Annotated in this window: 20 protein-coding genes; 7 read left to right on the plus strand and 13 right to left on the minus strand. The window is 39.5% G+C overall.

The genetic code is table 11. The annotated features are described in order from the left end of the window. Positions 1-146: 146 nt before the first annotated feature. From sul7d to cutA, 7 genes are all read right to left on the minus strand, one after another. Positions 147-344 (minus strand): Sul7d family chromatin protein, encoded by a 198-nt coding sequence (gene sul7d / locus WIW52_RS05265; protein ID WP_156007647.1) that lies wholly within the window; start codon positions 342-344, stop codon positions 147-149. Positions 345-444: 100 nt separating this feature from the next. Continuing rightward, the gene (locus WIW52_RS05270) at positions 445-2,193 is read right to left on the minus strand and encodes a molybdopterin-dependent oxidoreductase (protein ID WP_337709080.1); all 1,749 of its coding nucleotides are present in this window, start codon (positions 2,191-2,193) and stop codon (positions 445-447) included. Positions 2,194-2,229: 36 nt separating this feature from the next. Then, a complete protein-coding gene (locus WIW52_RS05275) occupies positions 2,230-3,822 on the minus strand; it encodes a tetratricopeptide repeat protein (RefSeq protein ID WP_337709081.1) in 1,593 nt (530 codons plus the stop codon). Between the two features lie 137 nt (positions 3,823-3,959). Beyond that, entirely contained in the window at positions 3,960-4,484 is a 525-nt protein-coding gene (locus WIW52_RS05280; RefSeq protein WP_337709082.1) for a DUF1286 domain-containing protein, read from the minus strand. A gap of 43 nt (positions 4,485-4,527) precedes the next feature. Further along, positions 4,528-5,382, minus strand: coding sequence for a DUF1641 domain-containing protein (locus tag WIW52_RS05285; protein ID WP_337709083.1), 855 nt, complete (start codon positions 5,380-5,382; stop codon positions 4,528-4,530). Then, on the minus strand, positions 5,382-6,611 hold the full coding sequence (locus WIW52_RS05290; protein WP_337709084.1) for an NAD(P)/FAD-dependent oxidoreductase: 1,230 nt from the start codon (positions 6,609-6,611) through the stop codon (positions 5,382-5,384). Before WIW52_RS05290 ends, WIW52_RS05285 begins: the two co-directional genes overlap by 1 nt. Positions 6,612-6,679: 68 nt before the next feature. Further along, positions 6,680-8,869, minus strand: a complete 2,190-nt coding sequence (gene cutA, locus WIW52_RS05295) for a glyceraldehyde dehydrogenase subunit alpha (protein ID WP_337709086.1) — start codon at positions 8,867-8,869, stop codon at positions 6,680-6,682. A 145-nt stretch (positions 8,870-9,014) separates the two neighbouring features. On the opposite strand from cutA, the gene WIW52_RS05300 reads away from it, so the two are divergent. Continuing rightward, positions 9,015-10,517, plus strand: coding sequence for an APC family permease (locus WIW52_RS05300; protein WP_337709088.1), 1,503 nt, complete (start codon positions 9,015-9,017; stop codon positions 10,515-10,517). A 70-nt stretch (positions 10,518-10,587) separates the two neighbouring features. Here WIW52_RS05300 and WIW52_RS05305 read toward each other — a convergent pair whose 3' ends face one another. Further along, entirely contained in the window at positions 10,588-11,265 is a 678-nt protein-coding gene (locus WIW52_RS05305) for a hypothetical protein (RefSeq protein ID WP_337709090.1), read from the minus strand. A 52-nt stretch (positions 11,266-11,317) separates the two neighbouring features. Here WIW52_RS05305 and WIW52_RS05310 point away from each other — a divergent pair, with 52 nt between their 5' ends. The 3 genes from WIW52_RS05310 to WIW52_RS05320 are packed head-to-tail and all read left to right on the plus strand — an operon-like array spanning position 11,318 to position 12,962. Then, positions 11,318-12,271 (plus strand): TIGR00269 family protein, encoded by a 954-nt coding sequence (locus WIW52_RS05310; protein ID WP_337709092.1) that lies wholly within the window; start codon positions 11,318-11,320, stop codon positions 12,269-12,271. Continuing rightward, entirely contained in the window at positions 12,258-12,725 is a 468-nt protein-coding gene (priX, locus tag WIW52_RS05315; protein WP_337709094.1) for a DNA primase noncatalytic subunit PriX, read from the plus strand. Before WIW52_RS05310 ends, priX begins: the two co-directional genes overlap by 14 nt. 9 nt (positions 12,726-12,734) lie before the next feature. Then, on the plus strand, positions 12,735-12,962 hold the full coding sequence (locus WIW52_RS05320; protein WP_337709096.1) for a hypothetical protein: 228 nt from the start codon (positions 12,735-12,737) through the stop codon (positions 12,960-12,962). Here the strand turns inward: WIW52_RS05320 and WIW52_RS05325 are convergent. After that, positions 12,959-13,366, minus strand: a complete 408-nt coding sequence (locus WIW52_RS05325; RefSeq protein ID WP_337700069.1) for a metal-dependent transcriptional regulator — start codon at positions 13,364-13,366, stop codon at positions 12,959-12,961. The genes WIW52_RS05320 and WIW52_RS05325 overlap by 4 nt on opposite strands. A 49-nt stretch (positions 13,367-13,415) precedes the next feature. On the opposite strand from WIW52_RS05325, the gene WIW52_RS05330 reads away from it, so the two are divergent. Next, positions 13,416-14,273 (plus strand): dihydrodipicolinate synthase family protein, encoded by an 858-nt coding sequence (locus WIW52_RS05330; protein ID WP_337709097.1) that lies wholly within the window; start codon positions 13,416-13,418, stop codon positions 14,271-14,273. Positions 14,274-14,338: 65 nt separating this feature from the next. On the opposite strand, the gene WIW52_RS05335 is transcribed toward WIW52_RS05330, so the two are convergent. Both WIW52_RS05335 and WIW52_RS05340 read right to left on the minus strand, forming a co-directional pair. Continuing rightward, entirely contained in the window at positions 14,339-15,172 is an 834-nt protein-coding gene (locus WIW52_RS05335) for an ABC transporter permease (RefSeq protein ID WP_337709098.1), read from the minus strand. Next, entirely contained in the window at positions 15,165-16,052 is an 888-nt protein-coding gene (locus tag WIW52_RS05340; protein ID WP_337709099.1) for an ABC transporter ATP-binding protein, read from the minus strand. Before WIW52_RS05340 ends, WIW52_RS05335 begins: the two co-directional genes overlap by 8 nt. Positions 16,053-16,117: 65 nt before the next feature. Here WIW52_RS05340 and WIW52_RS05345 point away from each other — a divergent pair, with 65 nt between their 5' ends. Continuing rightward, on the plus strand, positions 16,118-17,995 hold the full coding sequence (locus tag WIW52_RS05345) for a 2-oxoacid:ferredoxin oxidoreductase subunit alpha (protein ID WP_337709101.1): 1,878 nt from the start codon (positions 16,118-16,120) through the stop codon (positions 17,993-17,995). Next, positions 17,985-18,896: a 2-oxoacid:ferredoxin oxidoreductase subunit beta gene (locus WIW52_RS05350; RefSeq protein WP_337709102.1), complete on the plus strand. Its 912-nt coding sequence runs from the start codon at positions 17,985-17,987 to the stop codon at positions 18,894-18,896. The genes WIW52_RS05345 and WIW52_RS05350 overlap by 11 nt, the downstream gene beginning before the upstream one ends. Positions 18,897-18,994: 98 nt before the next feature. Here WIW52_RS05350 and WIW52_RS05355 read toward each other — a convergent pair whose 3' ends face one another. Both WIW52_RS05355 and WIW52_RS05360 read right to left on the minus strand, forming a co-directional pair. Beyond that, positions 18,995-19,270: a hypothetical protein gene (locus WIW52_RS05355; protein ID WP_337709104.1), complete on the minus strand. Its 276-nt coding sequence runs from the start codon at positions 19,268-19,270 to the stop codon at positions 18,995-18,997. 315 nt (positions 19,271-19,585) lie between these two features. Continuing rightward, positions 19,586-20,124, minus strand: a 539-nt coding sequence (locus WIW52_RS05360; protein WP_337709106.1) for a transposase, incomplete at its 5' end; no start/stop codon positions are given.

Consider the following 20,124-nt stretch of genomic DNA (forward strand, 5'->3'; position numbering starts at 1 on the left):
TATAAATTAGTTTTAATACTTATACGTTTGACTAATGTTAATAAGTTAATAATTTTGAATAATTAAGAAATTTTTAGAGTCTAAGAAGTAGAAGAAGAAAAACAAAAAGATGCCATGTAAAATTACTTGGTTTATCTTAAAATCTTTTACTTTCCTTTCTCGGCTTTTGCTAACATGTCTAATAGCTCTTTGGGAGCGTCTTTCTCGCTTACAGCCCCCCTACCAGTCTTTCCGTTGTCGTCATAAGTGAAGGATATCATTTTTCCTACTCTCCAAACCTTCTTTATCTTTGAAGTATCTACTTCTTTCTCTTCTCCCTTATACTTGAACTTTACCTTTGCCATTTTTTCTCGATCCTCTCTATGTAGATTGTCTTTTATTAATATTTTCGTTACATATGAGGTATTACATTTAATCCAAATAGCATTAGTAACACGTTACAATTTATTTCATTATTAGCCTCACTTTTCCATTTAATACCGGCGTTCCTCCATAATCGTTCATATCAGCGGGGACTATAGCGTTTAACAACGCCTTGTCGGAGACTAAAAAGGACTTGTAGGTAAATAGAATACCTTTGGGTAAACTCTCGTCTTTCAACATTTTAACCTCGACCTTCACGTCGTTTCCCTCAAGTATTCCGTAACCTTCATAACAGCAGTTATAGACTTCAAGTTCTCTACCCCCATAAACCTCTTTAAATTGACTGTTTGTGTAGTTGGGGTGGGAGGAGAAGACTAAATAATAACCTTCAGGTGGTCTAACAAGCTCCGGTAATGGTTCGACCTTGACTTTCTTTACCTCCCTTTTGACCTCGACTTTCACTATCTTTTCCCTCTTCAACCTATCCACTGTTACACCAGTATTCCTGAGCGCGTAGTTCAAAGCACTCCACTCGTCCTCCTCTATGAGGGGATGAGAAATACTGAGTTCTTTTGCTATCATCCTCATTAACCTAATTTCGTCGATACCTTTCGCGGGTCTTATCGGTTCGTTATAAACCAGCAAGTTATGCCAATAACTATATACTACATCATGCTTTTCCAAGAACGTGGGCGCTGGGATAACTATATCGGCTACTTTTGCTGTATCGCTCAAAAAGGGATCGTGTACGATAAGCTTAACTCTCCCTTCCTTTACGGCTTTAAGAATCTTATGACTCTTAGGCAGTGAGTGTAACGGATTGGAGTTCCAAACATACAAAACCTCTATCTTTCCCTCCTCCACATAATCTCCTACCTTAGCCATTGGCACTATATTCCCCGGTCTAGAATAGTGCAGACCCCTCAAATACTCAAAGTCGATTCCCAAGCCTTGACTGTTTGAATAGTAAAAACCGTAAGGTATTCCGAGAAGTGCTGGGATTAACGAAATGAGAGCTATAGCGTAACCACCATGATATGTCCTTCCGAGGGCAAAACCGATTATGGTAAGCGGTCTTTTTTCTATATAAATCTCAGCTATTTCCTCGATTTCAACTCTGCTCAATCCAGTTGTTTCTTCGATTTCAGCCCACGTATAGTTGTCAACATACCATCTTAACTTTTCAGGATCGTCTAACAGAGGGTTTAGTGAATTCAAATAGTTCATGAGATGTTTCAGTATACCTACTGCTAAGAAAGAATCACTAGAAGGCTTTATCACATATCTCTTGTCACTTCTTTTCGCTGTTTCACTTAACCTAACGTCTATAGCAACCTTAAACTTATTCCTCACCAAAGCCCATCCATGAATAAATGAGAAAACCGCTTCACTTCCCCAGAACACGATAGAGTCGAACTTTTCGAAGTCCTCAGGTAGTGCACCTAGTGAAGAACCATAATGAAGCTTTATCGCTTCATGACCCTCTCTAGAGCATATTGAGTAATCGGTTGATAGTGTACCTAAAGCATTCCACAGCCTAGCCGGGAAGTACCAAGTCAACAAACCCTGATTTCCGTCGTAGTCTACGTGGAGTATTTTATCTTTCGGAGTGTTCTTTACAATGTCCGCAACTTTCCTCACTGCCTCTTTCAACTCCACCTCCCTACCTTCAATTAGAGGATGTAAGACCCTATTGATTTCGTTTCTCTTTAGGTCTGTCCTACCCCTTGAACATGTAAAGCCGTTTACGGGAAAAATGTTAAGGGGTTTATAATTTTCACCAGAGAAAACACAAGTGTCATAACAGTCTCTAGTACACGCTATTACCATGAGGACAACTGTGGGAGTAAGTTTAAAAAATTACCGTTAAACTCTGCTTAACCATTCCTTCACGGTAGTCATGTTCGGTCTTTGCCTCGGGTCTGGATGAACCAACCATAATAAGACCCTCTCTAAAGCATTACAGTTTTGACCCCTCATATTGCAATCGTTCACTAACCCATTGAAGTAATTGTAGTATTTGCTTACCACATCGGGATAGCTTGAGTTGGCTATCTCTGGAGGGTTAAAACCGTGAACTCCTTTGTATAGAGAGTATAAGGATGCTCCTAAGGAGAATACGTCCATCTTTGGGTCTGCAAGCGAATTAACGTTGAATTGTTCTGGAGGAGCGTATAAGGGGGAAATCTCCGTCACCCTCTGCCCTATCTTTTTAGCCGCCCCTAAATCACCCAACTTTACGATTACACTACCGTTTATAAACTGGTTAAGGATATCTTGAGTGGTCGAAAAGTTTATCTTCTTGCTCAAGAAGAAGTTCTCCGGTTTAACGTCTAGGTGTACATAACCTTCCTTGTGGACGACTTCTAAGGCACTTGCTATCTGATAGCCTATTAACGCGACTACTTTATACCACAAGGAAGAATATACCGTACGGTCATTTACAACCGCCCTAATGTCACCTCCTTCCATGTATTCCATCACTATTGCTGGGGGGCTCTGAGTATACTCCCTTAAATTGCCTTGAACAACGTTCCTTAACTTATTGGAGTCTATGTAGATAGCAAATATCTCTACGAGGTGTGGTGACTTCTTTGATAAGTTAATTAGATTAGCGGACTCCGTCTGAAGATCCTGGAATACGTCTAAGGCTATTTGTGTTAAGTCGTTTGGTGTAGTTTGGGAATACGAGATTTTTCTTATTTTCATTGCATAGTACTTCCCACCATAACTGACAAGAAAAACTACGCCGAACCCTCCCTCCCCCAGAATACCCTCTACCTTATAACCGTAAATTTTCCTACCTACCCACTTACTGTAATCAATGTCGTTAGCCTGCCTTTTAGCCTTCTGTTGCCTCGGTCTTGTAGGTTGTTGTAACAATTTCTGTTTAGCCTCTTCGAGCTTCCTGATCGCTTCGAAGAGAGTCGGCTCTAAGGTAACAGCTATATCGAACTCCTCTATAGCTTTTTTATAATTACCCATTGCGAAGTACACTAAGCCCTTATTGTAATGAATAGCGGCGTTCTTAGGGTCGAGCTTTAAAGCTTCATTATATTGCCTTATTGCTGCCTCATACTTTCCCATCTTGTAGTATACTTGCCCTTTGAGGTTATGTACCTCAATGGAGTTAGGGTTCTTTCTAGAGACCTTATTCAGCTCCTTGAGAGCCTCGTCGTACTTGCCCTTATTTAGGTAAACCACTCCTAAACCTAGATGGGCAACCAAGTTGTGGGGGTCGAGCTTAATCGCGTCCTCGAACACTTTCTGGGCCTCGTCGTATCTGCTGAGACCTATCAAAGATAGACCTTTGTAGTTAAGGGCTTCTACGTTTACTGGATCTACTTTCAACGCCATCTCGAACATTCCAAGGGCATCGTCGTACAACCCTTGACTATAGTATGTAATTCCCTTATGAAGATAAACATCAGAGTCCTTAATGTTATACCAAAGTGACAATTCTATCACCTTATCGAGAAAGACTAAAATATGTATTTAGGTGTAAGACCTTAAATACTTGATCACAAAATGAAGAGAGAATGATGAGAGCGACCGTAGCGGAACGATGAAGTAATTCCTTTAAGCTGAGTTCTCTACTAATAATGATAATAGTAGTAGTGATTATAACCTCCTATGTAGTAGGAAGTAAATAACATCAGTATTCCAAACAGAATTGCAATCCAGTTTACTGCAGGGTTGTTGTAAGAGAAGTGGGCTAATGCAAATCTTTTCCACTTCCCGTTCCTCTTTACGTATATCCCTCTTTCAGTAAACACGTCCAATAACATGTGTGATGGTCCGTTCAACAAACTAACTAGAGTTAAAAACACTAGTTCTTTGCTTAGATAGTTATACACGTAATAGTAAAGTAGTGTTAGTACTAATGCTGGAATAAAACCCCAAACCGCACTCCTCGGCAGAGTGTGAGTGAGGGGAGTCCTCCTGACTATTTCCCTCCCGTAAACACTCCTTATTTCATGACCAAACCTATCTATTAACGTATTACCTAATATAGCGACCACTCCTGAAAAAAAGAGTGAAGTATAAAAGTGATGAGTCAAGAGAGTGCCAAAAAAAGTAAGTAAACCCGTAGAGAAAACGTAATGTGTCTGGAGTTTCACAAAGGTATAACTTAAAAAGAAGGTATAAAAAATTCTTTCTTTTTTATTGTTTATGATTACCATTTACTACGTATTGCATGTGATATCTTCCTATATGCTTTAAGATCGCTATTACTACTCCAAGTCCCACTCTAACCTCTGGATCTTTAAACATATTTAGTAAGTCCCACCAATGATCTATCTTCATTATCTTCTGCTCCTTTAATGCTTCTCCAGTCTCGTTAACTAGTAACGTGTAATACTTGAAGTTCGTTAAGTCTATTTTCGATAGGTCTTTCACCATCGCGCTCCAATTAGACATCAAGTTAAAAGTAAAGTCATTCACTATCCCTGACATAACCTTACCTATAGTCTCCTCATCGTCAAGCATTCCTTTAATCACGTCTATCAACCCTAATTTCTTGATCTTACTATACAACTCTATTACGTCGTTGAGGGTGGTAAGTGTGTCTTCCTTAGTGGCGAACTCCATTAACTTTACTATATTACCCCAATTACTTATGACGTTAAGAGTGCTGTCGTTAACTATAGCTGAAAGTATTTTACCGAGTGTTTCTTCGTCTTGTAATAGTCCCTTTATCGGGTCTAATATACCGGTCTTGTTGAGAATTCCTACCAAATCGAGTACAGCATTTAAATTCTCGATTGTTGATTCATCAGCAAACATATCAGCCAACTTCATTAAATTGTTCCACTTAGTCATCAAGTCCAGGGTCTGATCGTTGATGATAGAAGATAGTACCTTTCCTAACATCTCTTCGTCTGATAAAAATCCTTGAATCGCTGAAAGAAGACCGTACTTATTTTCGGCTGTAGATAAAATATCTACTAATTTTGTAATTGATGAAAGTTTCTCATCGGAAAGAAGAGATTCCAGTTGGAGATCCGCGGACATCATCACCAGCTCGCTAAGAACTTCTCTAGAGCCATATCTCCTTTAGTCCACATGAAGTACTTCGTGAATAACTCCTTCTTTAAATGGTTTGCAGGTGAAGGTATTGCTTCTGAGACTTGGCCGCCATACCAAGTATCATCTTTTACAGCTATAGCAAAGTTCTCATATGGATTATCAGCTACACAAACTATAGTAGGATAGTATTTGTCTACTTTTACGCTAACTCCTAATCTATTAGCCAGATGCTGTGCAGCAATTCTTCCCGTCTGTACAGCTAAATAGCCTAGTTTAGGAACTGTTAAAGAATTTGCATCTCCTACTGCATATACATTATCATACTTTATGGATACCATATTTAGATCGGTTGGAATAAATCCTCCATCGTCAATCAGATCGGGTGTGGAGTTCTTCAACGCAGGATTTCCGGCGTATGGTGGAATTAATACGGTTAAGTCAGAGGGTATGGTCTTACCATCCTCGCTTACTATTTCATGCTCTTTTATCTCCTTTATCTTAAAGTTATGAACTAGCTCAATTCCCATAGATTTATAGATCTCAGCTACAGCTTTTCTTGAATTTGGTGATAGGTCTGATAAGTACTCACCAGGTGAGAAAACTGTGATCTTTGTCTTGTTCCATACTCCTCTTTTCTTTAAATATCCCGATAGCATTAATGACATTTCGAAAACTGGCCCTTCACACGCTGCATCTGAATTAGGCACGTAATTCTTAGGAACGTTAGGAGCTGGGTTGTGGCCCTGATAGAAGAAACCGGAACCAATTGCTATATTTCCTCCTTCAAAGGTTAGTAATTTATCTCTAAGCTTTACAGCATATTCCGGTTCACAAACACTGTATCCATATTTGTCCCAACCCTTAACCAGATCTGTAGCTAAGTGAGCACCTAATGCAACTATAACGTAGTCATATTCCTCTTCTGTTTCAGCTCCAGATGGAGTTTTATAAATAACTTTGTTACTCTTTGCATCTATCTTAGTTACTGTTCCCTCTTGGAACTGAATACCTTTCTCAGGTAGTGCTTGAGCTAGGTCAATCTTTAACTGTTCGACATCCATATAATTTATCGCTACGTGAGGTAACGCAGGTCTAAAGTAGCTAAACCTGCTTTTATTAATCACTTTTATATCAGCCGCTTTACCTACTAATCTCTTTAATGTGTATGCAGCTGTTAACCCACCAAATCTAGCTCCTAACACAAGGACTTTTGGCATAATTAACAATGTGAAACCGTGGGTTAAATATTTTTGTGAGAAAGTTTTTTTAATAAAAATCTTAAAAACTAAATCAATTCTTCCATTCTGACTGGAATTTTCGCAAATTTCTTACCGACAGCTTTTTCTAACGCTCTAATTATTGCTGGGGGTGCACCTATAGTAGCGCCTTCACCTATTCCCTTTGCGGGGAGCGGAGCATTAGACTTACCTTCCTCTGAGTATATCCACTTCATATTATAGGACTCAACTGAACTTGGTATAGCATATTCCGAAAAGTTAGTAGTCAACGGATTACCGTCCTTATTATATACTATTTCCTCCAAGAGAGCCTCCCCGAATCCCTGAATAACTCCCCCGTGTACTTGTCCCTCAGCTAACATCGGATTTACTACTAAACCTATATCGTCGAGGGCAATGTAATTTAACACTTTAACTTTACCGGTTTCATCTACCTCAACCATTGCAATATGACTACCGTATGGGAAAGTATAATTGTCTAAACCGAAAGAAGCAGTAACTTCCAGCGTTGGCTCCGCCTTATACCTCCAGACTCCTCCTAAGTTTGCCGTTGCTTTTCTGGCTATTTCTTTCAGGGTCATTTCCTTGCCGGACTTAGGATTATATACCTTGCCGTCTTTGTATTGTAATTCTTCGATATCACTCTTAAGAAAAGACGCTGCTAACTTCATTATGTTATCTTTCAGCCTCCTAGCTGCTAGCAATGCAGCATTACCTGCTAAAGTTAAACTCCTACTACCGTAAGTTCCGAAAGCGTTGGAGATCTTGTCAGTATCGCCCCAAACAACTTCCACGTCATCTATACTTATTTGAAGTTCATCGGCTACTATCTGAGCTATACCAGTAGCGGTTCCTTGTCCATGGGGAGCGGCCCCAATTATTACCTCCACTTTACCGTCAGCTAATAGTCTAACGGACGCACTTTCCCAGGGACCAAAATTATTCTGCTCGACGTAGAAAGATAGACCTACCCCTACTCTTTTACCTTCTTTTCGTAATTTTTCCGCCTCTTGTTCCATCTCTCTGTAGAACCTCTCCGCCTTTAATATCAAGTTCATATAGTTACCGTTGTCGTATTTCAGTCCGAAGGGGTTAGTATAAGGAGTTGACTGGATAACGTTTTTCTTCCTGATCTCTATAGGGTCTAATCCGAGCTCATCGGACAATATATCCATTATTCTCTCATATACAAAGGCTGCCTCAGGTCTACCAGCACCTCTATACTGGTCTAGAGGTACTTTATTCGTCAGTACTCCATATACGTTGACTAAAGCGTTTTTAATGTCATAAGGACCGGTTACTAACGTCGCAGCAATATCTGCCAAATAAGTACCGTGCCATGCGGCACCTAAATCAATTATTACATCATCAATAACCGTGTTAACTCTACCGTCTTTGTTTGCCCCTACCTTAACTTTATGTATCTGCCCTCTTGCGTGATAAGTTGACAAAACGTCCTCACTTCTGGTGAGGACTAGCTTTACGGGCTTTCTCGTAATTAGTGAGGCATAGACAGCGATATAATCTTCTGGATACGGGAATAACTTCGATCCGAAAGCTCCTCCTACATCAGCCTGAATTACTCTAATGTCTTTTATCATACTTGAAAAAGAGGCTAGTAAGTACGACCTCATGAAGTGGGGTGATTGTGTTGAGGCATAGACAGTTAGTCTATCCTGCTGATAATCAACTACTAATCCTCTGGGCTCCATTGCTGCGGGATGAACTCTGGATATGTAAATTTTTTCCTCGATCTTAACTTGGCTTTGCTCGTAAGCCTTTTCTGGGTCTCCTCCTTTGTATGTCTTCTTATAAGCAATGTTATCCCTACCTTCAACGGCTTTCACTTCATTTTTCATTGCTTCTTCAGGGTCTACGACAGCAGGTAATTCCTCATAATCGTAAGTAATTGCTTCAAGAGCGTCATACGCCGCGTATCTATCTGTTGCAATAACGGCAGCTATTGGCTGCCCCACGAAGATAATTTCGTCCTTAGCCATAGGGAAATTTCTGGGCCTGTTATCTACTTGTAGATTCAGCCCGGTAATAACGTTCACTACTCCAGGTAGCTTTAATGCCTCTTGATAATCTACATTCTTCAGTTTTGCGTGAGGTACTGTGCTCCTTAATACAGCTACGTAGAGCATGCCGTTTAATTGTATGTCGTCAACGTATCTTCCGGTCCCAGTTATTAACTTCAAGTCTTCTTTCCTTTTTACTCTTTGTCCAACGTACACATGCTTACTTAGACAAAAATTTTATTTAAGTTTTGGGTTTTTACTTGACCAAGTAAATTCAAAAAGTAAATGATTCTGAGTTACTTTACATAAATAATGTAAACTTTATTAGATAGTACGCGCAATAGTTCAAAACGGATACTAAATGGAGAAAAGCAACGTTTTTGTAAGGGAGTCTTCTGGTCTAATTAAACAAGTGAATATGTTAGACGTCGTTATGCTAAACGTCGGGAACATGTCTGCGGGTCTAGCCCTTTATAGTTCAATTACACCTTATGTTCAGCCTGGTTCTAACTTGCTCGTGGCTACACTAATCGGTTTTATCCTAGCGATCCCTCAAGCTCTCATATATACTTACTTTATAAGAAAAGTACCAAGGACGGGTGGAGATTACGTATGGATCTCACGAACCCTACACGGAAGTATAGGAGTCATCATGGCGTTGTCTCTAATGATTGAGTCCGTAGCATATTTCGCTCTAACGGCATTTTTTGCATCGTCAGCAATTCAGTCAGTTCTTAACGAAATAGGTAGCTTAAACGGACAGACATCAATGGTAAACCTAGGTAATTACTTAGCCTCGCCAATACCTTCCTTTATACTCGCTTTTGCTGTAATGGCAGTAATAATTGCTATAAATATTATTAAGGCAAAATGGGGTTATTCATTAATAACGATTCTAGGTCTGTTCTCCCTTTTTACTACGATCCTTGCTATGGGAGTTTTAGCTGTGAATGCAGGAGACTTCTCCATAAAGATACAGCCAGTTCTCAAAGCATTAAATATCACCTATGCGACTTATAACGGACCCTCTTTCGACTGGAATGCGACGTTATTCATGTTACCTTTCTTAGCACTTTATACTTTCCCGTGGATGCAAGCAGGTCCAGCTGTAGCTGCTGAAATAAAAGGAAAGAATGCATTAAAATACAACGTGTTCATAAGCCTCATCCTCACTTTCATCATAGTTCAGGCAGGTTACGGGTTAATGTATTATGTGGGTGGTTACGGATTTACAACTGCAGAATATATGCAGAACGGGTTCGTTTATACTTTCTGGAACGTTGCTATAGGTCTTACTAATAACGTAGTTTTAGAATGGATAATAGGACTGGGACTAATAGCCTGGGAGTTCTTCATATTAGCATACGGTGTAATAGTCTTCTCTAGATATATGTTCGCAATGGCTTTTGACAGAGTGCTTCCCTCGATATTTGCTTCGGTGAGCAAGAACGGAAGTCCGGTTTACACACACTTACTAGATTTAGGATTAGTCACAATGTTCTTAGCCGTAATATTCTTCTTAGGTTCTTCTAATGCTGTATCTTTATATGGTGCAACTATATTAGGTGCATTATACTTCCTCGTAGTTTCAATAGCTGGGTTAATACACGGTATTAAAAATAAAGTTAGTATATTAATCCCTGCGTCAGTAGTCTCTATAGGCTATTTCGCGTACTTGACCTATGTATCCGGAACAAACCCTGACTTTGGGTTTATGACAAGTACTGGAGTTGACTTCATCACTTTAGTTTTCGTTCTGGGGACTCTTATAGGATCAGCTATAGTTTACGCAGTTTCTTACATGCATAACAAGAGTAAAGGAGTTGACTTAAACCTAGTATATAAGGAGATACCTCCAGAGTAAGGAGGTTTAGGTTTTAAAATCACTTTTTTACCCTTTAACCTCTTCTCACCCTTTCTCTTTCCTTTGTTTTTTAGATCTTCTTCTGAAGTTGTAATAAAGCATCATAGTCTCCTAAGGCTGATAATAAAACCCCTACAACACCCTTTCTCTTTAAAGTTTGTATGAAGTCTTGCGCCTTGTCAACATCAACTGTGGGCTGGTTAAGGACTTTAGCCAACTCCTTATTCTTCTCGGTTTTCACTATTACGTAAGGGATTAGGGCAGATGTATTGAGCCTATCGAGCTGGTCAGGGTCTTCTAGCCTTAAAACCAAATAGAAATCGGCATTCGTGACCTTTAACCTGTTCTCGATTTCATCTCTGCTCTTTCTCATGCTGATCATCAACCCTGCGTTTACTCCATACTCCTTAGCAATCTTGACCGCTTCTTCAGGTGTAACATAACCGACTTCCCTGCCTATTTTAGGCTTATCTCCTCTAGTGAATGTTATATCGAAGTTCATCATTTTGCTCGTTATAGATAGAGAGTGGAGAAAAAGCTCGTTAGTGTCTAAGGTTCTTTGGTTTATTATAACCCTCTTGTCCTCAAAATTATACCTGATGAGCGTCCCAACTACTGAGGGCAAGGGTGAAGGCATTCCTAAAGGTGAGTCTGGAATGTCAAACCCATCAAAGGACTCCAATTGTGATATTATTTTCATCAACTTTTCCAACTTATGCTTAGGATGAACTTCTGCTAGAATTTGCATTGGTTTATGCTTTACAGTCTGGTTTATATGTTTTAATGCTAAAATTAGGATCATGAAATGTGCTAAGTGCGATGATAAGGCTATTATAAAAATACCTTACGCTAACATAGCTCTATGTAAAATACACTTCTCAGAGTGGCTCGAACACAGATTTGAGAAGATAATCAAAAAATATCACATGTTAGATGGGATAGAAAGAGTAGGAGTAGCTGTATCAGGGGGTAAGGATAGCACTACCCTACTTCATTTAATGTATAAGCTGTCAAAGATTTATGGCTTTGAATTAGTCGGAATAAACATTGATCTCGGAATAGACATGGGAAAAGCATACTCTACCAAAAGTAGTGAGTTTGCAGTGAAAAACTTCGAAATGTTGGGAGTCAAGTACAAAGTGATCAGGATAAAAGACGAATACGGTTTCACCATAGACGAGGCTAAGAAAAAAATTAGGAGACCAGTGTGTAGTACGTGTGGGTTAGTCAAAAGGTACACATTAAACGATATAGCTGAAAGGGAAGGGTTAGACGCAATTGCAACTGGACACAACTTAAACGACATGGCTCAGTTTGTACTATCCGGTTATTTTAGCGGAGACGTGCTAGACCTTTCTAGGTTAAAGCCGGTCTCTCAGCCTGAGAAGGGTTACAAAGTGAAAAAGATCAAACCACTTTTTCTAATATATGAAAAGGAAGTACTGACTTACGCCATCATTAATAGAATCCCGTTCCTATACGATTCGTGCCCACATACCTTTAGGGTAGGCGGAGCGACGCAGGACAAGATAAGGAGGAAATTAGAAGAGTTAGAGGACGAAATCCCGGGTTTCATGATGATGTTAGTTCAAAACTTTGTGGACAAGATCCAAGGCCCCCTTGAAAAGGAATACGTAAAAGAAGAAGATATATCAAGGTGTAAAATCTGCGGTAGACCAACCTCTAAGGGAAGGGAGATCTGTTCGTTCTGTGCTGCCAGAATTTCAATGGGGGTACTGAATGAAGCAAGGTGAGGACGAAAAGAGCAAAGTCGTAAGATACACGCTGAATTACCCAGATGGTTCCTATGCGGGTTACGTTGTATTTGATGGTAAGTACTCCAAAGTGTACAACGAGAAAGGAGAAATTCTATTTGAAGTAGAGGGTCTCTTTCCTCCGAGAAGGAGGAAGGTGAACTACCAGTGGATAGAAAAAGTTCTGGAAAAAGGAATGCATGACTGTAGAAAGAGGTTTATACTTTACGTAGCCAGCCGGTATTTGGTAAACGTTAAAGGTTTGGATGAGAACGAAGCTGTAAAACAGTTAGAGGAGTTTTACTCTAAGAGCGGAGGCAAAGTCTATGAATCTTGGTTAAAATCCGTCGTACGGGGGGTAAAGACCAAGAAATTACTCCCATGGTCACTAAAGAGGATCGAGGAAAAAGATAAAGAGATGTTCGAAATAATTACAAAAATTTTAAACGAATGAATTTATACTGTGAAGTTAGATGACACTTTTATGAGCAAGAAGTGGAGCGCAATCACTTGGTTTGTAGTTCTTGGTCCCCTTGCAGTATTTCTTGTATTGACTATATGGGTAGCTAATGTACTAGAGAGAGTTCCAGGTTGGCAACTCGTTCCTTACATAGTAGTACCGATAGCTGTAATATTCTTAATAATAGGAGCCCTATTCAGGTATAAATGGGGAAAATTCATATTTGGTTAAGAATTAGTTAAGGGAATTACTTCTCCATGAGGACATTTTTTAGGTTCTCCAAGGTACTTGTGGAGTTTTTCAATAATTTCCTCGGGGACTGCGAAGTCGAACTGCGTAGAGTACTTACAAGCATCATCAGGAGAAAATCCTATCTCCACCAATAAGGACTCTATAACCCTATGTGCTTTTATTAAATTATCTATGGCTTTCCTACCCTCACTTGTTATTTCTATCCCACTTCTAGTCTTCTTTATATAGCCCTTACCTTCTAAATGCTCCAGCTCCTCGTAAGCACTTGCTGGAGATATGCTTAGCTGTTTTGCTATCCAACTTAACTTAGCAAGTTGTCCTTGGTCATTATACTTCTTAATGACAAGGAGGTACGAGAGCTCTCTTCTTGAGATACTCACAATCAATTAATTCCTAACTAAATATTTAAACTATTATACGATTAAACACTTCGTGGAAGGAATTATACCTGCAATAATAACACCATTTGCACAAGATGAAGGACTAGACGAGAACTCATTGAAAAATTACCTAGATTTCCTAAAGAGAAATGGAATACAGACTGTGTTCGCTTTAGGAACTACAGGGGAATTTAACATGTTAAGTATGGAAGAAAAAGAGAAATTTATAAAGGCACTGAGACTATCCACTAACTTGAAGGTTATAATAAATGTAACAGAAAACTCCACTTTAAACGCTCTTAAGTTAGCTAAACTAGCTGTTGAAGTGGGAGCTGATGGGATAGCCTCTTTACCTCCGATATATCATAAACCCTCAGAGAAGGGGATTATAGGTTACTTTGAATCGCTCTCGAAGTTTGGAATACCTCTTTACTTGTACAATTATGATGGAAGGGCATATATAGAGTTAGATTTAGTGAGGAGGTTAGTAAGCGAGGGAATTATAGACGGAGTTAAATTAACTACGGAAAAACTTCCGTTACTACAACGGTATTTAGAGCTAAAGCAAGAAGGAAATCCATTCTACGTAACTATAGGTAACGACGAATTGATATACTATGCAGTGATGTCAGGAGCTGACGGTGCGATATCAGCTACTGCAAACGTCGCACCAGAGTTAGTATTGAAACTATTTAAACTACTAAAGGAAGGTAATTGTAAGGAAGCGTTAGAAGCCCAGAGAGCCGTAACTATGCTTACCAGAGCCATTAGTGATGGAGATTATCCTGCGGGTGTAAAGGTAGCGTTAAAGTATAGGGGAATATATGTTGGTACAGTCAGAAAGCCTCTTGAGGAAAAGATGGAACAGAATTCCGTTATTTACGCCACTCTTAAGGAGTTAAACTTGTGATGAAGGTCGATGTGATGATTTGGTGATTTCATATTATCCCCGGCTGAAAGTCATAACTTCTTTTTTCAGCTTACTTTTTTCGGTACGTCCCTTACGGTGAAAGAATATAAGGACATGATCAGGGGTACGACAGTATATAGGAATACGGACACTAAAGCGTCCTGAATACTACCTACGGTCAATGGAAATATATCTAGAGCTTTAATGAAAAGACTAAACTGTGAGTTAGCTAATGGTAGAAATGGTAACTGAGTAGCACCCCAAGACGGCAGTGCTAGGGCAACGGACATATATGTGGTAGTATGTGTGAACTTGCCTATGAATATGAGTATGTCAGAAACTAGGACAGAACCTATCAGTAGGGAGCTAGAGATTATGAAAGAGAGACTGCTTCTCCTTAATATCTCCCCTATAGAGAAGGCTATAGAGAAGAAGACTAACGATGACATAATGACTAGGCCCGTTATCTTGGGCAAGTCAATTAGGTCTGTCTGGGCACCGAAAAGCCAGAAAGAGAAGACCAGAGAAAGGACTACCATTAACCCGTAGATCATAGAGAGAAGAGTAAAGGAACCAAGCCACTTTTCGGCGTAAAACCTAATTCTCGTGACGGGCTTTGTTAAGAAGAAATCGATCGTCCCCTGCTCATATTCCTCTGACATTGAACCGGATGCTATAGAGATTGCCAAGAAGTGGAGGAGTAAACTCTGAGGGAGGAGGACTCCCACAGACCACATGTAAGGGTAAAGCGGTATGAGGATTACCCTTACTGCCTTAGACGGGACTAGATATAGTGCTAAATACACTGCTATCTCGAAAAAGAGTGATACTAAGACAAAAACTATCACCTTCTTACGTGCTATAGCCCTCCTCCACTCGTAAAGCAGAATGTTAAACATTGTTTATCGCCCTCTCATATGCCTTCTCTATGTCAACGTCTAAGTAGAAGGATTTAACTTTTACTCCCTGAAAGACTAATTCCCTAAGTAGCTCCTCTCTTTTGTCTTCAGACAATGTGACATAATACTTACCACTACCGTCACTTTCGACCTTCTTCACGAAGTCAAAACCTTTTAGTACTTCCTCAGCTCTCTGGTCTGCCTCTAATACGACAACTATGCCCAAAAACTTCTTTACTAGTTCCTCAACATTACCTTCGAATACCTTGTTGCCTCGATATATTAGAACTACTTTATCAGAGAGTTTTTTCACATCATCCATTTCATGAGAGGTCATTAAGATTGAAGTTCCGTTCTTCTTCAATTTGTCAAAGGTCTCCCTTATGTGAAGGGAAAAGATGGGGTCTACTCCAATATTTGGCTCGTCCATAATTAGAACCTGAGGTTCGTTTAAAAGGGCTTCAGCAATAGCAATCCTTTGCGTCATTCCCTTACTGTACTTAGCTATTTGTCTGTCCGCAAACTCCTTCATGCCCACAAGTTCTAGAAGTTCATCAACTTCATCCTTACTCGCTCCCTTCATTTTGGCTGAAAGCTTCAACACTTGTCTGCCGGTTAAAAAAGGAGGAAGGTTTGGTAGCTCTTGAACATAACCTATCTCACGAAATACAGACTTGTCCTTAAAGGGATTTTTCCCTAATATCTCCACACTACCTCCATCTGGAAACATTAATGCTAATGTACACCTGATCATAGTAGTCTTTCCCGCCCCATTAGGACCTAAAACCGAAACAAACTCTCCCTTTTTAACTTCCAGAGAGACTCCGTTCAAAGCTACTTTACTTCCGTACTTCTTTTTAAGCTTATCAATCGTTATCATTTGACTTATTCCAACTTTACGAGAGAAGATAAAAACTTTTATTCTATGGATAGAAACTAATCGTTATGACAAGACATGTATGGATGATAGGTGGAGCACAAGGTTTGGGAATTGATACTTCCGCAATTATATTCGGGAATGCGATAGCCAAAGCTGGTTATTACATCTTTGGTAATAGAGAATATTACTCTAACATTAAGGGAAGACACAGCTACTTTCAAGTAGTCATTGATGAGAAAAGGATTTTCAGTGTATCTTCTTATACGGATATCCTAGCGACTTTCGACGCTGAAACACTGTTCCAACACTTTACCGAGGTAAGAGATTACGTGATTTACGGTATTGATTACGAAAACACTTCACTCGACATGGTAAAGTCTATTGAACCGGAGATAGCTGAAGAGATCAAAAAGGAGTTGAAGAACGGTTTCACGGTAAAGGATGTAATAAATTACCTCACCGCAAAAGGGGTAAAGGTAATAAAAGTAAATTATCTAGAGTATTTGAAGAAGATAGCTGACACTTTCAAACTACCTCTGTCCGTAGTTGAAAGAAGCAAGAATATGATAGCTGTAGGTGCCTCATTTGGTCTCCTTGGTCTTCCCTTTGAGCTCCTTAAAAACGCAATTCAGGAGACTTTTAAGAACGAGTTATTCCTCAAGTTCAATACAATGGCTGCTGAAATGGGATATAACTTAGCCCCAAATGCCTATCATCTCACCGTGAGAGAAGTTAAGAAAGATAGAATACAAGTTGATGGAAACACTATTTCAGCGTTGGGTAAGTTGGCTGGGGGCTTGAGGTTCCAATCCTACTACCCAATAACACCGGCCTCTGACGAGAGCACTTACATAGAGGCTAACCAGAATTTGGATGTAATAGTTGAGGGAGGAGAACTCCGGAAAGGAGGTGCCGTAGTAGTTCAAGCTGAGGATGAGTTAGCAGCAATTAATATGGCTATTGGTGCAGCTTTGACGGGAGCAAGAGCTGCAACAGCTACTTCTGGCCCAGGTTTTTCACTAATGTCAGAAGGTATAAGTTGGGCTGGGATGAACGAAGTACCGGTTGTTATAACTTATTATATGAGGGGTGCACCTGCAACAGGTTTGCCGACTAGGTCTGGGCAAGCTGATTTAAAGTTTGCGCTCAACGTGGGACATGGGGAATTTCCCAGAATAGTGATCGCATCTGGAGATCATGCAGAGATATTCTGGGACGCGATTTGGGCTTTAAACTTGGCTGAGAAATACCAAACGCCCGTAATACACATTATTGAAAAGACTTTAGCCAATTCATACACCATTCTGGATGAGGACTTACTTACCTCAGCCCCAGTGAAAATCGAGAGGGGTAAAATAGTATATCCTACTACAGAGAGGTTTAACAGATTCGAAATCACTGAAGACGGAATTTCACCGCGGGCATTCTTAGGTTATTCCAGTATATTTTACACCGGAGATGAACATAACGAAGAAGGACACATCACAGAAGCGAGTAACAATAGGCTCAAGATGTATGAAAAGAGAATGAAGAAGCTTGAGACGGCAGATAAGGAAATCCCTGAAGAACAAAGGGTAAACGTTATTGGTGATGGAGAAAACGTGCTCTTAACGTGGGGTTCACCTAAGGGGGCTATTTTGGACGCAATGGATGATATGAATAAGGAAGGATTGAGTGTTATGATGGTTCAAGTAAAAATGTTTAACCCTTATCCCGTGATTTTAATGAGGAAACTATTAGAAGGAAAGAAGAGAGTTGTTGCAATTGAAAATAATTATCAAGCTCAAGGTGCTGAAATACTGGCTGAGAAAACTGGAATATTTGCTACGAATTATATACTTAAGTGGACTGGAAGACCAATAGCTAGAGAGGAAATTATATACGCTGTAAAGCAAATTATTAAGAACGGAGAGAAGAAAGTGGTGTTGAGTTATGGAGCGTAAACCTGTATTTAACGATTGGTGTCCAGGGTGCGGAAACTTCGGTATACTGAGAGCTGAAGAGATGGCGTTAAGGGAACTAGGTGTTGACTCGAAGAAAATCGTGATAGTTTCTGGTATAGGATGTTCCGGTAAGATCCCACATTTCATCGAATTACCTATCAGTGGCGTTCACACACTTCACGGTAGGTCTATAGCTTTTGCCACTGGGATAAAGACAGCAAACCCATCGTTAGAAGTAGTGGTAAATGTTGGAGACGGAGATGGTGTCGGAATAGGAATGGGTCACTTCGTGCATTTGGGTAGAAGGAATTTGGACATTACTGTTATAATACATAACAATGGAGTCTATGCTTTGACTAAAGGACAAGCATCACCAACATTAGAAAGAGGTGTGAAAACTAAGTCTTTACCAAGACCGAATATAAACGACGCTGTAAATCCCTTAGCAGTAGCCTTGGCTGCAGGTTATACTTTTGTAGCAAGAGGATATGCATACGATATCATACATTTAAAAGAACTTATAAAGAAAGGGATTAAGCACAAGGGAAGTGCGGTAATAGAAGTTCTTCAACCATGTCCTACTTATAATGATGTAAACACTAAAGAATGGTATGATAAGAGAGTTTACAAGTTGGATAACGACCCAGCATGGGATCCAGTAGTTAAAAGAGAGGAAGAAACAAAGACCAAGTTTGAAAAAGCCATGATGAAAGTAATGGAGCTAGGAGAAAAAATACCTCTTGGAGTGTTTTACCAGAACGAGTTTATCCCGACTTTTGAGGAAAGGCTTGAACAGAATATACCTAACTATAGAGAATTTTACCCAGCAATCCAACCTATTGAACTTAAAGGTATTGGCACTACTAAAATCACTGATCTGATAAAAGCTAAAAGAGTTTGATTTTATCACTTTCTAAACAATTTTCTCTAAGTGTTTTCTTTATAATTTTTAGTCTTTAATAAGAAATTGAATTGAGATACAAAAGTTACGCCTTTAATTTAGTTCGCAACTCCTACTAACATAAACTTCTTGCTCTTTTTGTCCTCTATTACAGTACCTTCTTCGGCTAACTCGTACAAGGCTTTCCTTATTTTCTCGTCACTTGCTAAGTTAGTGAGAACACTGTGTATCTCTTTTACGTCCATTGGTTTTTCTTTAAGAAGATTAAGTATAACTTCCTTTAGTTCGTCCTCCTCTGGCGCTATTACAACCGTTAGCTCTTCGTCGTCATAAACCACTTCTAGCTTATCTTCTATTTCCTTCCTTTTATTCACAGTCCCATTCATTCTTATCCCTATATATTATTAACTGTTTATTGGGATATAAACTTTTGTCAAGTATGTAAAAACAATTTAAACTAGTAAGTGCCGTTTTTCTTATTAAAAATAAAATTAAGCTAATAATATGATGATTAATAAAAGAAAAATTTTCAAAATTTCTTCCGTATAATTATTTATCATTCACTCTTTTTTTAAATCCAAACATATCTCTCCAAAGCTCCTCTAAGCAGCCAAACAGTATTTCATAAGCATGATATGATACATTGAGAATTTTTTAAATTAATATTTATTTCAACGTTATTCGCAAGCTCACACCCTAATACCCGGAGCTCTACCAACTAAAGAATTAGCCAAGTGGACCATCCATGCATAAGCCCAGAACTTGAGCTTAGCCTCAACCACTTGTCCCAAAAAGCTTGTAGCCCTGACGGATTCCCCAAAAGTGCGCTTCACAGCTGAGAATAAGGACTCAATCCTCCACCTAATACCGTAACCCTTCTTCTCCCTCCAACGATTATAGCCCAACCTCTTGAACTCCCTTACGGTCTTTCTCCTAGCAGGATGGCCACGTCTAGTAGAAGCGTTCTTCCTAGGTGGGACAACAACCTCAACCCCGGTATTGTAAACCTCATTGGCATCATAAGCTTTATCTCCATAAAACTTCTTGACCTTCTTTCCCTTGTCTTGTAAATCCTTAACTGTCTTTACTGCTGTCTCAACCTCGTTTGTGGTTACTTCGGCGTTTATTATGTTGAATTGGTCTTTATCCATTACTATTTCGATCTTGAGGAATTTTGAGTCCCTAGTTTTACCCCACTTGGCGATGATGTATTGTCCTCCCTTGTTTG

Origin of the sequence: Stygiolobus sp. RP850M, from assembly GCF_037389295.1 — an archaeon.
GTDB lineage: Archaea > Thermoproteota > Thermoprotei_A > Sulfolobales > Sulfolobaceae > Stygiolobus.

What these genes read in the sequence shown, in the direction of transcription:
- WIW52_RS05290 (WP_337709084.1), bottom strand. Translation starts at nt 6,611, where the DNA reads ATGCCAAAAGTCCTTGTGTTAGGAGCTAGATTTGGTGGGTTAACAGCT.
- priX (WP_337709094.1), top strand. Translation starts at nt 12,258, where the DNA reads ATGAAGCAAGGTGAGGACGAAAAGAGCAAAGTCGTAAGATACACGCTG.
- WIW52_RS05340 (WP_337709099.1), bottom strand. Translation starts at nt 16,052, where the DNA reads ATGATAACGATTGATAAGCTTAAAAAGAAGTACGGAAGTAAAGTAGCT.
- WIW52_RS05345 (WP_337709101.1), top strand. Translation starts at nt 16,118, where the DNA reads ATGACAAGACATGTATGGATGATAGGTGGAGCACAAGGTTTGGGAATT.
- sul7d (WP_156007647.1), bottom strand. Translation starts at nt 344, where the DNA reads ATGGCAAAGGTAAAGTTCAAGTATAAGGGAGAAGAGAAAGAAGTAGAT.
- WIW52_RS05335 (WP_337709098.1), bottom strand. Translation starts at nt 15,172, where the DNA reads ATGTTTAACATTCTGCTTTACGAGTGGAGGAGGGCTATAGCACGTAAG.
- WIW52_RS05300 (WP_337709088.1), top strand. Translation starts at nt 9,015, where the DNA reads ATGGAGAAAAGCAACGTTTTTGTAAGGGAGTCTTCTGGTCTAATTAAA.
- WIW52_RS05350 (WP_337709102.1), top strand. Translation starts at nt 17,985, where the DNA reads ATGGAGCGTAAACCTGTATTTAACGATTGGTGTCCAGGGTGCGGAAAC.
- WIW52_RS05285 (WP_337709083.1), bottom strand. Translation starts at nt 5,382, where the DNA reads ATGATGTCCGCGGATCTCCAACTGGAATCTCTTCTTTCCGATGAGAAA.
- WIW52_RS05270 (WP_337709080.1), bottom strand. Translation starts at nt 2,193, where the DNA reads ATGGTAATAGCGTGTACTAGAGACTGTTATGACACTTGTGTTTTCTCT.
- WIW52_RS05310 (WP_337709092.1), top strand. Translation starts at nt 11,318, where the DNA reads ATGAAATGTGCTAAGTGCGATGATAAGGCTATTATAAAAATACCTTAC.
- WIW52_RS05305 (WP_337709090.1), bottom strand. Translation starts at nt 11,265, where the DNA reads ATGCAAATTCTAGCAGAAGTTCATCCTAAGCATAAGTTGGAAAAGTTG.